This is a genomic window from Stutzerimonas marianensis (genome assembly GCF_022810315.1).
In the GTDB taxonomy this organism is placed as follows: domain Bacteria; phylum Pseudomonadota; class Gammaproteobacteria; order Pseudomonadales; family Pseudomonadaceae; genus Stutzerimonas; species Stutzerimonas marianensis.
Window position 1 is genome coordinate 183,679 of sequence record NZ_JALGRD010000005.1, and the last position, 13,118, is coordinate 196,796.

The window sequence follows — 13,118 nt, forward strand, 5'->3', positions numbered from 1 at the left end:
GACCACGATGGCGCTGGACCATGACCAGTTCGAAAGATTGCTGAGCGAGGCGCAGACCCACGCCGACCGCGCCGCCAGCGAAAACGATCCGCAGCACTACCGGCAGGCCTTCGAAGCCAGCCTCAAGGCGATGCGCCTGCTTGCCGAGGAGTCCGGTGCCTGGCGCCAGATGGTGGCGCGAGCGACCGAGGAGTTCGAGGGGGACGAGGGTATTTGAAGGGTGCCGCGCAACGCGGTGCGTCGGGTGGGCGTGCGTTCAGCTGACGGCGTGTTGGGCGAATAAATTCGCCCCTACGGTGCGGGGCTGGCTTCGGTTTCGCAGGTGGCTGGATGGGCTCGCGGGATGCGGTGCGTCGGACGGCGTTCGTTCGGCTGATGGATTTGTTGGGCGAATAAATTCGCCCCTACGGGGAGGGTTTGGTGTCGGTTTCGCGGGTGGCTGGCTGGGTCCGCGGGATGCGGTGCGTCGGGCGGCGTTCGTTCGGATGACGGCGGTGTTGGGCGAATGAATTCGCCCCTACGGGGGGGGGGGGGCGTCGGTCTCGCGGGTGGCTGGATGGGCTCGCGGGATGCGGTGCGTCGGACGGCGTTCGTTCGGCTGATGGATTTGTTGGGCGAATAAATTCGCCCCTACGGGGTGGGTTTGGTGTCGGTTTCGCGGGTGGCTGGATGGGTCCGCGGGATGCGGTGCGTCGGGCGGCGTTCGTTCGGATGACGGCGTTGTTGGGCGAATGAATTCGCCCCTACGGGGGGGGGGGGGCGTCGGTCTCGCGGGTGGCTGGATGGGCTCGCGGGATGCGGTGCGTCGGCCGGCGTTCGTTCGGCTGATGGATGTGTTGGGCGAATAAATTCGCCCCTACGGGGTGGGGTGGGCGTCGGTCTCGCGGGTGGCTGGATGGGCTCGCGGGATGCGGTGCGTCGGGTGGGCGTGCGTTCAGCTGACGGCGTTGTTGGGCGAATTTATTCGCCCCTACGGTGCGGGGTTTGTAGGGCGGAATTTATTCCGCCAGCGGTGTTCCGGCCGATGGATTCGGCCCTGCTGTGCAGGGGCGGGCTCGCGGATGTTCGTGGTGCTTGGGGTCGGGTATGAACGCAGCGGTTCGTCCAACTCGGGCCGCATCGCGGGCTCGTGTTTGACGGGGCTGCCTTGACCTTCATCAATGCCGACCCCGGGTGCGCTACCTAGACTGCCGACTTTTCCGCCCGCACTCGGGCGGCCGCCGGGCTCTCCCGGCGCGCATGAATCGAATGTCTGGGAGTAGCCATGCACCTGGTCTGTCCGGCAGGAAGCCTGCCCGCGCTCAAGGCCGCCGTCCAGCAGGGCGCCGATGCCATCTACGTCGGTTTTCGCGACGATACCAACGCCCGTCACTTCGCCGGGCTAAACCTCGATGAAAAGCAGCTCGACAAGGGCCTGCAGCTGATCCGCGAAAAGCGTCGCCAGCTCTATGTCGCCGTCAACACCTACGCGCAGCCCGAGGGCTGGTCGCGTTGGCAGCGGGCCGTGGATCAGGCCGCGGACATGGGGGTGGACGCGCTGATTGCCGCCGATCCGGGCGTGCTGGGCTATGCCGCCAAGCGTCATCCGCAGCTCAACCTGCACCTGTCGGTGCAAGGCTCGGCGACCAACGCCGAAGCGCTGGCCTTCTATCAGCAGCGTTACAACATCAAGCGTGCGGTGTTGCCGCGCGTGCTCTCGCTCAAGCAGGTCAGGCAGGTCGCCGCGAGCAGTCCGGTGCCGATCGAGGTGTTCGCCTTCGGCAGCCTGTGCATCATGGCCGAGGGGCGCTGTCACCTGTCTTCCTACCTTACCGGCGAGTCACCCAACCTTTGCGGCGTCTGCTCGCCGGCCAAGGCGGTGCGCTGGAGTGAAGAGCCCGAAGGGCTGACCTCGCGACTCAACGACGTGCTGATCGACCGCTACGCCGAAGGCGAGTCGGCCGGCTATCCGACCCTGTGCAAGGGCCGTTTCGTGGTCAACGGTGAGCGCTTCCACGCCCTTGAGGAGCCCACCAGCCTGAACACGCTGGACCTGATCCCCGAGCTCGCCGCCATCGGCGTCACGGCGATGAAGATCGAGGGGCGACAACGCAGCCCGGCCTATGTCGAGCAGGTCACGCGGGTCTGGCGCGCCGCGCTGGATGCCTACCTGCAGGCGCCGCAACGCTACGCCGTGCAACCGGCTTGGCGCACGGTGCTCGACGGCCTGTCCGAAGGCTCGCAAACCACCCTGGGTGCCTACCACCGCGCCTGGCAATAGTGGAGCCAACCATGAAACTCAGCCTGGGCCCGGTGCTGTTCTATTGGGATCGGCAGAAGACGCTGGACTTCTACGCCGATATGGCCAGCCAGCCGCTGGATGTCATCTACCTCGGCGAAACCGTCTGCTCCAAGCGCCGCAGTATTGGGCTCGGCGACTGGATCGGGCTGGCCCGCGATCTGGCCGGGTCCAGTTCGGCGCAAGTGGTGCTGTCCGGCCTGACGCTGGTGGAGGCCGCGTCTGAGCTGTCCGCGTTGCGGCGCCTGTGCGACAACGGCGAATTGCTGGTCGAGGCCAACGACATGGGGGCGGTGCACTATCTATCGCAGAAGCGCTTGCCCTTCGTGGGCGGGCCGGCGCTCAACCTCTATAACGGTCATGCCCTGGCCGAGCTCGTCGGCAGCGGGATGATCCGCTGGGTGCCGCCGGTGGAGATGTCCGGCGCCATGATCCGCAGTGCTCGCGACCAGCTCGAGCGGCTCGACGTCGCAGTGCCGGAGATCGAGATTTTCGCGTACGGCCACCTGCCGCTCGCCTATTCGGCGCGCTGCTTTACCGCCCGCGCCGAAAACCGGCCGAAGGACGACTGCCAGTTCTGCTGCCAGAACTACCCCGAAGGCATCCCGCTGCTGAGCCAGGAAGGCGAGGCGCTGTTCACCATCAATGGCATCCAGACGCTGTCCGCCTCGGTCAGCAACCTGCTCGCCGATTACCCCGCGCTGCAGGGCAGTGGCGCCGCGCTGCTGCGCTTGAGCCCTCGGGCGGCGGGCATGACCGAGGTGATCGCCGCCTTCGATGCGGTACGCAACGGCGCGTTGCCGCCGCTCGCCGTGGAAGGCTGCAACGGTTACTGGCATGGTCAGCCCGGCATGCTGCGCGCGGAGGAGGCCGGCCTGTGCTGAACCCCCGTGAGCACCTGTTGAAAGTGGGCGAGCGGCTATTGCCGTTGGCCGCCCGTACACCCTTCGCTCTGCAGCGCCTGGCACTCGAACGCAGCCTCAACCAGCTGTTCGCCGAGCCCCTGGCCGACGAGGCCTTCGAGGCGCTCGAAGGCCTCTGGCTGCGCCTTGAAGTGGCGGACCTGAAGCTGGCCTGGTGCCTGACCTGCGACCGACAGCGCCTGCGGATTGCCGAGCAGGCGCCGGTCGCGGTGACCATTCGCGGCAACTGGCGCGAGTTTCTGCTGTTGGCGAGCCGCCAGGAAGACCCGGATACGCTGTTCTTCCGCCGCCGTCTGGTGATCGAAGGGGACACCGAGCTGGGCCTGGCGATCAAAAACCTGATCGACAGCCTCGACCCCGACCTGCTGCCGCCCTGGCTGTGGGCGCTGCTGCAGCGCGCCGGCGCGGGTGTCGCCGAGGCGGGGCGGGCACAGCCGGCGCCCGGCTGATCACACCGGGCGCAACGGCTGGCGCGCCTGCATGCGGTCGCTGGCGATGATCCGGCGCATGTCCTCGAACAGCGCGTCGGCTTCGGCCTGGCTGCAGTCCTCTCGGTAGCGCTTGCGCAGCCCGTAGCGGCTCAAGGTGATGTGCACGTTCGCCGTGACGCCGTGTTGTGCCAGGCAGGCGCGGGCGCAGTGCAGCGGGCAACCGTCGATGGCGAGGATGGCGCGCCCGGAGTTGGCCTTGTTGACCAGTGAACCGACCCGCCCGCCAACCCCGGCGATGCACGACATCTCCGCCAGCCCGGCGCGGTCGAGGCGCACCGCGAGCGTGTTGGCCAGCTGCGCCACGTTGGAGCAGCCGGAGCAGGAATAGACCAGCGGGAGGTGGGTGGCACTGGGCATCGTCATTCTCCGGTCGGTGCGAGGGAAGAGGGGTGGGCGAAATCACTCCTGATAGGCGGCCAGGCCCTGACTGTCGAGAATCTCGATGCGCCGGCGCTGCACGCTGATCATTCCCGACTCGATCAGCCGGTGCAGGATGCGCGAGAAGGTCTCCGGCTGGATGCCAAGCTTGGAGGCGATCAGCCGTTTTGGTACGTCCAGGGTCACCACGCCGCTGTCGTCTTCCTGCGACTGGTAGAGAAAGCGCACCACTCGATGGCTGGCGTTGGCCAGCGTCAGGGTGTCGATCTCGTTCATGCGTTGATGCAGGCGGATGCTCAGGGTGGCGAGGATGTCCAGGCAGATGCTCGGGTGCTCCTCGAGCATGCGCCGGTAGTGTGGCCCATGCAGGCTCGCCACCAGGCTCGCTTTGAGCGCCGTGGCGCTGACCGGGTAGTGCGGCGTGCCGGTGAACAGCAGCGCTTCGGCGAAGGATTCGCGCGGACGGATGATTTCCACGAGCTTCTCCTGCCCGTCGCACACCACGCGGTGCAGCTTCACCTGGCCGCTGAACAGGAAATAGAAGCGCTCGGCGCGGTCGCCCTGGTGAAACAGCGCGGCGCCAGCGGGCACGCGCTTGAGGTTGGCCGACATGCAGACTTCCTGCAGCGCGGCCTCCGGCAAGCGGCTGAACAGGTGGTGTCGGCGCAACTCCGCAACGAGTGAAGGTTCGGTGAGCATGGTTCCTCCGCTGCGCGCGTCCGGGATGGTTCGAGCCTGCATCCTAAGAGCCGCCAGGCGCCGGTTTCCTTGATCGCGGACAAGATCGCCGGCCGCTACGGCGCGACCTCACGTTCGTGAAAACAGCCTCGTCGACTTGACGATGGTCAATTCATCGCAGCGCTCGATCTCCTACATTGCACCGCATCTTGTGTGTTTTATTAATCTGGTATCAACATATTGTGGTGGAGGTTGTGATGGACGGGCTCGCCGAGGGGCAACGACCGGTATCGTTACGCAAGCGCGACGGCCGGCTGCTGGCATTCGAACCGGGCAAGATCGAGCGGGCTATCACCGCCGCTGGCCTGGCGACCGGTGAGTTCGATGCCGCGATTGCATGCGCGCTGGTCGACCAGGTGTTGCGGCGGTTGCCATCGCGCATCGTTGAAGTGGAGCGCGTGCAGGACACTGTCGAACGGGTGCTCATGGAGGCGGGCTACTACGACACGGCACGCGCCTACATCCTCTACCGCGAGCGCCACGGGCGGTTGCGGCGCGATCGCAAGTCGCTGGTCGATGTCGCCGCTTCGATGAACGAATACCTGTCGCGCGAAGACTGGCGCGTGCGCGCCAACGCCAACCAGGGATATTCACTGGGCGGGCTGATCCTCAACGTGTCGGGCAAGGTCACCGCCAACTACTGGCTGGACGAGGTCTACAGCGCCGAGATCGGCACGGCGCACCGCGAGGGCGATCTGCACATCCATGACCTGGACATGTTCGCCGGCTACTGCGCCGGCTGGTCACTGCGCACGCTTTTGAACGAGGGCTTCAACGGCATTCCCGGACGGGTCGAGGCCGGCCCGCCGAAGCACCTGTCCAGCGCCCTGGGGCAGATGGTCAACTTCCTCGGGACGCTACAGAACGAGTGGGCCGGTGCCCAGGCGTTCAGCAGCTTCGATACCTATCTCGCGCCCTTCGTGCGCAAGGACGGCCTGGGCTATGACGCGGTGCGTCAGGCGATTCAGGAATTCATCTACAACCTCAACGTGCCGTCGCGCTGGGGCACGCAGACGCCCTTCACCAACCTCACCTTCGACTGGGTCTGCCCCGAGGATCTGTGTGAGCAGATCCCCTATATCGGCGGCGAGGAAATGCCTTTCGCCTACGGCGAGCTGAACGCCGAGATGGCGCTGATCAACCGCGCCTACATCGAGGTGATGATGGAGGGTGATGGTCTGGGCCGGGTGTTCACCTTCCCGATCCCGACCTACAACATCACCCATGATTTCCCTTGGGACAGCGAAAACGCCGAGCGGCTGTTCGAGATGACCGCGCGCTACGGGCTGCCGTATTTCCAGAACTTCCTCAACTCGGACATGAAGCCCAACCAGGTGCGCTCGATGTGCTGTCGTCTTCAACTGGACGTGCGCGAGCTGCTCAAGCGCGGCGGCGGCCTGTTCGGCTCGGCCGAGCAGACCGGCTCGCTTGGCGTGGTGACGGTCAACTGCGCGCGCCTGGGCTATCTGCATGCCGGCGACTGGGCAGGGCTCGTCGAACACCTGGACGCGTTGCTCGACATGGCGCGCCAGAGCCTGGAGGTCAAGCGCAAGGTCATCCAGCATCACATGGATGCGGGGCTTTATCCCTACACCAGGCGCTACCTCGGCACGCTGCGCAACCATTTCTCCACCATCGGGGTGAACGGCCTGCACGAGATGGTGCGCAACTTCACCGAGGATGCCGAAGGGCTGCACACCGAGGCGGGGCGGCGCCTGGCTCTCAACCTGCTCGACCACGTGCGGGCGCGGCTGGTGCAGTTCCAGGAAGACACCGGCCATCTCTACAACCTCGAGGCGACGCCGGCCGAGGGCACTACCTACCGCTTCGCCAAGGAAGATCGCAAGCGTTTCCCCGACATCCTCCAGGCCGGCTCGCCCGACGCGCCTTACTACACCAACTCCTCGCAGCTGCCGGTGGGCTTCACTGATGATCCCTTCGAGGCACTGCTTCTGCAGGACGAACTGCAGTGCAAGTACACCGGCGGCACCGTGCTGCACCTGTACATGGCCGAACGGATTTCCTCGGCGCAGGCGTGCAAGAACCTGGTGCGCACGGCGCTCGGGCGCTTCCGCCTGCCGTACCTGACGGTGACGCCGACATTCTCGATCTGCCCGGTGCATGGCTATCTCGCCGGCGAGCACGAGTTCTGCCCGAAGTGCGACGAGGCGCTGCTGGCCAAGCAGCAGCACTGCTGTGCCTGAACTGATCTTCATATGAGCCAGCTTGCTGGCGACCATTTCCTGCGATGCACCGACCGGCGCCTCGCAGGACAAGCCCAACCCGAAGGAGAACCCCATGAACCAAGCCACCCAATTGCCCGCTTCCGAACGCCAGCGCTGCGAAGTCTGGACCCGCGTGATGGGCTATCACCGCCCGGTCGCGGCATTCAACCCGGGCAAACAGTCCGAGCATCGCGAGCGCACTCACTTCACCGAACAGGCCGCCGGGCTGGCCCGGTAGCATGGGCGCCGCGCTCAGGGTCGGGGGCCTGGTGCCCCTGACCACGCTCGATTTCCCCGATCACCTGGCGTGCGTGCTGTTCTGCCAGGGCTGCGGCTGGCGCTGTCGCTATTGCCACAATCCTGAGTTGATCCCGACTCGTGGCGCGCAGGAGCGTTGCTGGGAGGACGTCCTCGGCTTTCTCGATCAGCGTGTCGGGCTGCTCGAAGCGGTGGTCTTCAGCGGCGGTGAACCGACCCTGCAACTGGCCTTGCCTGAAGCGATCGCACAGGTGCGCGAGAGGGGTTTCAAGATCGGCCTGCACAGCGCCGGGATCAAACCCAAGCTGTTTCGCCAGGTGCTGCCGTTGGTGGACTGGGTGGGGTTTGACGTCAAGTCGCCTCCCGAGCACAGCGCGCTCATCACCGGCGTCGAGGGTAGCGGCGAAGCCAACTGGAAAAGCCTCGCAGCGCTGCTCGCTCGCGGTGTCGCCTACGAATGCCGAACCACGGTCCATTGGCAGTTGTTCGACGCCGAACGGCTCTGGGACATGGCTCAGCGCCTGCGCCGGCTGGGCGTGGAACGTTTCGCCGTGCAGTGTGTGCGCACGGCGAAGATGCTCGACGACTCGCTTGCCGACAGCCGCGCACCCTATGACCAGCAAAAGCTGTGGGAGCGCATGGGCCGGCTATTTCCCGCGTTCGTACTGAGAGGGTGACGCCGGCGCGCGCACTGAGTACAGCTTTTTGCACGAGCGAGCTTGCTCGCGATCGGGCGCCAAACGAAGGCCCTGGGCAAGAGTCGCCAGCAAGTAATGGACGTCTCCCTGGCTTATAGGGGGCGGTGTGCACTGCCATTCCCGCGCCCGTTACGGCTGCTTTTGTAGGAGCGAGCTTGCTCGCGATCGGGCGTCCAAACGAAGGCCTTGGGCAAGAGTCGCCAGCAAGCACTGGGCGTCCCCCTGGCTCATGCTGGCAGGGTGGTGTTGCCGATCAGCTCCATCCCCAGAACTGCAGATACCAGCCGTACCCGGCCACCGCCGTGGCCAGGCTGACGCAGGCGAACGCCAGCAGGCGGCGCAGGCCGTTGGCACCGTGGCGGGTGATCACTTTCCATGCCAGCGTCAGGCTCCAGCCGATGGCGCCGGCCAGCAGCAGCGCGCGTGTCGGTTGCGCCCAGGCCAGGATGAAACCCTCGTAGCGCAGCAGCTTGATGGTGGTGGCCGAAAGCCCGAGGAACAATCCGGCCCCGCCCAGGGGCGTCAGCGTCAGGGCCAGGTGATGGAAAACGCCGTCGCCGCGTTTCATCAGCCCGACGGCGCCGCGCAACAGCAGCCAGAGCGCGCCGCCGATCACCAGGGAGCAGGCTCCGATGTAGGTGAGGATGGCCGCACCGTCGAGCCAGGTGAAGGCGTCGTTGGCCTGCGGGTAATGGGTCAACAGCCACCAGGGCGCATTGGCCTCCAGCGGCCAGAAGATGTCGCGGTCGACCAGCCACTCGGCGGCGGTCTGCTTGAGGGTGATGAACCAGGGGCTGACCGTCCACTGGAAGGCGCCCATCGCCAGGCCGATCATGCCGAACAGCAGCAGGGTGCTGTCCCAGTGGCCGTGCTGGGGCTGGTTGCCGACGATGAGGATTTCCTCGTTGGGCGAGCGCGCGGCCAGGGCGACGGCGCCACGCTGGCCACTGCAGCGCCCGCAGGCGTGGCATTCGCTGTTGCCCTCCATGCGGCGGATGTCGATCAGCGGCGCGCAGTTGGGTGTCGCCAGTTTCAGGCCCTGGTTGGCCAGCCAGCGTTCCTCGTCGACCTTGTAGTGCATCGGCGCCAGACGCGCGAGCAGGCCGAACACGCCGCTTACCGGGCACAGGTGCCGGCACCAGACGCGTTTGCCGCGACCGTAGAGGAAGCCGACGATCATTGCCGCGACCGTGGAGCCTCCAAGAATCAGCGCGGCAGCGCGGCCGTAGTCGTAAACGCTGATCAGCTGGCCGTAGACGGTGGTCAGCACGAAGGCGATGGTCGGCCAGCCACTCCAGCGCATCCATTGCGGGGTGCGTTTGTTCAGCCCGCGCCAGCTTATCCACTCGCTGAGCGAACCCTCCGGGCAGAGCACACCGCACCAGAGCCGGCCGAAAAGGACCATCGACAGCAGCACGAAGGGCCACCAGAGGCCCCAGAACAGGAACTGGGCAAACACCGTGATGTTGTCCAGCATGCGCGCCTCGGAGGGCGGCAGGGCGAGCACGGCCGGGACCAGCAGCAAGACCAGATAGAAACCAACCACCAGCCACTGAATCAGGCGGATGGTCTTGGCATGCTGGCGCATCAGGTCTCCGATGCGCGCCAGCCAGGGGGCGTTGGCGATCATGCGGTGCGAGTCTCCAGGCGAGCCTCCGAATTCGGTCGCAACCAGGCCCAGACGGCCAGCCAGTACAACGCCATGACGATGACCGCGGCCAACGAGGGCATCGCACGGTAGCCGGTCAGCCCGGCAATGGTGCTGCCCAGGGTGCTGCCATCGTCGAGCAGACCCGAGGTGTCCCACAGCGGGTCGCCAAAGAGGGTGTACAGCACCTCGGGCACGTCCATGCCCATCAGTTGCCCGCTGAAGCGATCGAGCCCGGCCATCAGCAAGGCGGCGCCGAGCAACAGCAACAGCGCCTCGCTGACCTTGAAGAAGCGCTTCCAGGAGAACAGCCGGCTGCCCGCCTGCAGCGCCGCGTAGCTGATCAGGGCGAGGGCGAACCCCAGCACGCCGCCAATCACGAAACCGGTCAGGTCGGCACCTTGCTGCTGGTGGCCGATGCCATAGAGAAACACCACCGTTTCGCTGCCTTCCCGTGCGACGGCGAGCATCGCCAGCACCAACAGACCGATGCCACTGCCCTGGCTGAGGCTGGCTGCCGCGCTGTCGACCAGGTTGCGCTTGAGGTCGCGACCGTGGTGATGCATCCAGCCGACCATCTGCAAGATCAGCAGGGCAGCAACCACCAGCATGGCGCACTGGAACCATTCGCCGGCCGGGCCGGCGAGCCAGTCACCTGCGCTGAGAATGCCCCAGGCCAGCAGCGAGGCCAGGCCCAGCCCGGCGACCACACCGCCCCAGAGCATGCGCAGTGCGTGTCGATTGTCCGGTTGCTGGCGCAGCCAGGCGTGGAGGATGCCGATGACCAGCAGTGCCTCGACGCTTTCGCGCCAGACGATGAACATTGATTGGCCCATGTCGCTTCTCCTGTCACGGAACTACTTGGCGATGATTTCCCCTTCCGGGAGGTCCATGTGGAACTCGTCGAAGAAGGGGTAGCGGCCGGGTTTGAGCGGATGGATCACCACGAACGAGGTGACGCCGGGCGAGAGCACCTTTTCCACCCGCAGGGGCGTGCTCTCGAATTCGGTGGGGCCGCTGCCAGCGTTGATCACCACGATCTTGAAACGCTGGCGCGCTGGCACTTCGAGGGTCGCCGGCTCGAAGTGGCCGTCACGGATGGTCAGCTCAAAGGTCGGCAGCCCGGCCTGGGCGCCACCAGCGAAACCGGCGGCGAGCAGGGCGAGGGTCGGGAACAGGATGCGTCGCATGCCGGCCTCCGGATCAGTAACCACCTTTCTTGCCGATGCCGGCGTAGGTGAACTCGTAATTCAGCTCGCAGCGCTCGAACCAGGGGGCGACGCCGGTTTCCTTGTCGACGTGGCGGCCGAACATGGCGTGGTCGCCGCCCGGCGGCAGGATGGTGAAGGTCAGCGAATATTTGCCCGGGCCCATCAGTTTGACGTTATCGCCGTAGTGCGGGCCGTCATTGGCCACCATCGGGTGGAAGTCGCCCTCGATCTTTTCATCCGAGCCTTTCTTGCTCAGCGCGTAGCGGATATTCAGGTAGGAGACGAAGCTGCCTTCCTGCCAGCCGTTGCGGTTGTCCTCGGTGGCGGCGATGTCCGCTTCCAGGTGAACGTCTGACTTGGCGGCATCGAGCATCATGCCGGCCGGTTCCATCTCGACCGGTTGCAGGTAGACGGCACCGACTTCCATGCCACCGCACTGCTGCGGTTCACCGATGGGATATTCCTTGGCCTGGGCAAGGGGAGCGAGCAGCAGCGAAGCGACGGCGAGGGTAGCGGGAATGCGCATGGAGCCTCCGAAGGTGATGGGCAGGATGTGGGGGAAAGGGTCGCACCTGTGATGCTTAACGATAATGATTCGCGTCAATTCTGAACGAAATACTTTGTTACGTATACCCGTACCCGTTCCTGCAGAAGCCTGAGGAGACCGGCCGAGCGTAGGTGCGACGCGGCGTTGGAGTGCCAAGGTGCGTTGCGTTGTCACAGGGAGAGGGCGTGTCACCGCGCCGCTTCGGCAGGCACCGTACGCGCCACTCGACAAAGGCTTCGGTCGCGATCGATAGCGGCCTAACATGTGTTCTTTTACCGTTGGGGACTTCCATGCCGCACACCGCCGTGCTGGACGCCAGAACCGCCCGGGTGCTCCCCTGGCTGGTCGCGATCGCGTTCTTCATGCAGACCCTCGATGGCACCATCCTCAATACCGCGTTGCCGGCCATGGCACGCGACTTGTCCGAGGATCCGCTGCGCATGCAGGGCGTGGTGATCGCCTACATGCTTACCGTGGCGCTGCTGATTCCCGCATCGGGGTGGATCGCCGATCGCTTCGGCTCCCGGCGCATCTTCTTTTCCGCCATTGCGCTGTTCACCCTGGGCTCGTTGTTCTGCGCGCTGAGCGTCAGCTTCAACCAGCTGATGATTTCTCGTGTGGTGCAGGCGATTGGTGGTGCGCTGATGTTGCCGGTGGGGCGGTTGGTGGTTCTGCGCGCCTACCCGCGCAGGGAGTTCGTCAAGGTGATGACGTTCATCGCACTGCCTGGAATGGTCGGCCCTCTACTGGGCCCGACCTTGGGCGGCTGGCTGGTGGAAGTCGCGTCCTGGCACTGGATATTTCTGATCAACCTGCCGGTCGGCCTGGTCGGCTGCCTCGCTGCGCTGCGTTTCATGCCGGACCTCAAAAGCGAGGTGCGCACTCGCTTCGATAGCGTCGGTTTCCTGCTGTTCGGCGGCGCCATGGTGCTGATCACCATTGCCCTGGAAGGCCTGGGCGAGCTGCAGATGCCACATGCCCGGGTGCTGCTGTTGATGGTCATCGGCAGCGCTTGCCTCGCGGCGTACTGGTTGCGTGCCGGGCATGTCGAGACACCGCTGTTCAGCCCTCAGCTTTTCCATACGCGCAGCTTCGCCGTCGGGATCTTCGGCAACCTCTTCGCGCGCCTCGGTAGCGGCGCGCTGCCGTTCCTGATTCCGCTGTTGCTGCAGGTGGCGCTGGGTTATTCACCGGCCGAGGCGGGGATGAGCATGATCCCGCTGGCGTTGGGCGCCATGCTGATCAAGCCGTTGGCCAAGTCGCTGATCGATGGGTTCGGTTACCGCCGCATCCTGGTCGTCAATACGCTGCTGCTGGGCAGCCTGATCGCGAGCATGGCCACGGTCGATGCGCAGACGCCGACGGTCCTCCTGCTGCTACACCTGGGGTTGATCGGCGTGGTCAACTCGATGCAGTTCACCGCGATGAACACCGTCACGCTGGTGGGCCTGAGCAACCGGGACGCCAGCAGCGGCAACAGTCTGCTGTCGGTGGTGGTGCAGCTATCGATGAGCCTGGGGGTGGCGTCAGCCGGTGCGCTCCTGGGCGGCTTTACCGTGCCGGGCGCAGAAGGCGAGGCCGTGCTGCAGGCCTTTCACCTGACATTTCTGTGCATCGGTGCGATGTCGATGCTGGCCGCGACGCTGTTCTTTCAGTTGGACAGCAAACAGACCATGGCTGCCCGGCTGATCGACGAAGAATGAGCCGCGCCGGAGGGCTGGCG

14 protein-coding genes are annotated in these 13,118 nt (G+C 65.6%); 8 read left to right on the forward strand and 6 right to left on the reverse strand.

Annotated features, from left to right (window positions below; translation table 11 throughout):
• Nucleotides 1–7: 7 nt before the first annotated feature.
• The 4 genes from MST27_RS10565 to ubiT all read left to right on the forward strand — a co-directional run bounded on the left by MST27_RS10565 (nucleotide 8) and on the right by ubiT (nucleotide 3,650).
• On the forward strand, nucleotides 8–217 hold the full coding sequence (locus MST27_RS10565) for a hypothetical protein (RefSeq protein WP_243605930.1): 210 nt from the start codon (nucleotides 8–10) through the stop codon (nucleotides 215–217).
• A gap of 1,047 nt (nucleotides 218–1,264) precedes the next feature.
• On the forward strand, nucleotides 1,265–2,260 hold the full coding sequence (gene ubiU / locus MST27_RS10570) for a ubiquinone anaerobic biosynthesis protein UbiU (protein WP_243605931.1): 996 nt from the start codon (nucleotides 1,265–1,267) through the stop codon (nucleotides 2,258–2,260).
• 11 nt (nucleotides 2,261–2,271) lie between these two features.
• Nucleotides 2,272–3,162 (forward strand): U32 family peptidase, encoded by an 891-nt coding sequence (locus MST27_RS10575; protein ID WP_243605932.1) that lies wholly within the window; start codon nucleotides 2,272–2,274, stop codon nucleotides 3,160–3,162.
• On the forward strand, nucleotides 3,156–3,650 hold the full coding sequence (gene ubiT, locus MST27_RS10580; protein ID WP_243605933.1) for a ubiquinone anaerobic biosynthesis accessory factor UbiT: 495 nt from the start codon (nucleotides 3,156–3,158) through the stop codon (nucleotides 3,648–3,650). The genes MST27_RS10575 and ubiT overlap by 7 nt, the downstream gene beginning before the upstream one ends.
• Here ubiT and MST27_RS10585 read toward each other — a convergent pair whose 3' ends face one another.
• Nucleotides 3,651–4,049, reverse strand: coding sequence for a putative zinc-binding protein (locus tag MST27_RS10585; RefSeq protein ID WP_243605934.1), 399 nt, complete (start codon nucleotides 4,047–4,049; stop codon nucleotides 3,651–3,653).
• A 42-nt stretch (nucleotides 4,050–4,091) separates the two neighbouring features.
• Nucleotides 4,092–4,769, reverse strand: coding sequence for a Crp/Fnr family transcriptional regulator (locus MST27_RS10590; RefSeq protein ID WP_243605935.1), 678 nt, complete (start codon nucleotides 4,767–4,769; stop codon nucleotides 4,092–4,094).
• 236 nt (nucleotides 4,770–5,005) lie between these two features.
• Here MST27_RS10590 and MST27_RS10595 point away from each other — a divergent pair, with 236 nt between their 5' ends.
• From MST27_RS10595 to MST27_RS10605, 3 genes are all read left to right on the forward strand, one after another.
• A complete protein-coding gene (locus MST27_RS10595; RefSeq protein ID WP_243605936.1) occupies nucleotides 5,006–7,012 on the forward strand; it encodes a ribonucleoside triphosphate reductase in 2,007 nt (668 codons plus the stop codon).
• A gap of 94 nt (nucleotides 7,013–7,106) precedes the next feature.
• Nucleotides 7,107–7,271: an anaerobic ribonucleoside-triphosphate reductase gene (gene nrdD, locus MST27_RS10600; RefSeq protein ID WP_243605937.1), complete on the forward strand. Its 165-nt coding sequence runs from the start codon at nucleotides 7,107–7,109 to the stop codon at nucleotides 7,269–7,271.
• A 1-nt stretch (nucleotide 7,272) separates the two neighbouring features.
• Complete coding sequence (locus MST27_RS10605) at nucleotides 7,273–7,968, forward strand: anaerobic ribonucleoside-triphosphate reductase activating protein (protein WP_243605938.1); 696 nt, start codon at nucleotides 7,273–7,275, stop codon at nucleotides 7,966–7,968.
• A 274-nt stretch (nucleotides 7,969–8,242) separates the two neighbouring features.
• On the opposite strand, the gene MST27_RS10610 is transcribed toward MST27_RS10605, so the two are convergent.
• From MST27_RS10610 to MST27_RS10625, 4 genes are read right to left on the reverse strand one after another with little or no spacing between them, the layout of a single operon-like run.
• A complete protein-coding gene (locus MST27_RS10610; protein ID WP_243605939.1) occupies nucleotides 8,243–9,619 on the reverse strand; it encodes a 4Fe-4S binding protein in 1,377 nt (458 codons plus the stop codon).
• On the reverse strand, nucleotides 9,616–10,473 hold the full coding sequence (locus MST27_RS10615) for an FTR1 family iron permease (RefSeq protein WP_243605940.1): 858 nt from the start codon (nucleotides 10,471–10,473) through the stop codon (nucleotides 9,616–9,618). Before MST27_RS10615 ends, MST27_RS10610 begins: the two co-directional genes overlap by 4 nt.
• Nucleotides 10,474–10,494: 21 nt before the next feature.
• Entirely contained in the window at nucleotides 10,495–10,827 is a 333-nt protein-coding gene (locus tag MST27_RS10620; protein WP_243605941.1) for a cupredoxin domain-containing protein, read from the reverse strand.
• A gap of 13 nt (nucleotides 10,828–10,840) precedes the next feature.
• On the reverse strand, nucleotides 10,841–11,374 hold the full coding sequence (locus MST27_RS10625) for an iron transporter (protein WP_243605942.1): 534 nt from the start codon (nucleotides 11,372–11,374) through the stop codon (nucleotides 10,841–10,843).
• A gap of 311 nt (nucleotides 11,375–11,685) precedes the next feature.
• Here MST27_RS10625 and mdtD point away from each other — a divergent pair, with 311 nt between their 5' ends.
• Nucleotides 11,686–13,098 carry a multidrug transporter subunit MdtD gene (gene mdtD / locus MST27_RS10630; RefSeq protein WP_243605943.1) on the forward strand — a complete coding sequence of 471 codons (1,413 nt, stop codon included), beginning with the start codon at nucleotides 11,686–11,688 and terminating at the stop codon, nucleotides 13,096–13,098.
• The last annotated feature ends 20 nt before the right edge of the window (nucleotides 13,099–13,118 follow it).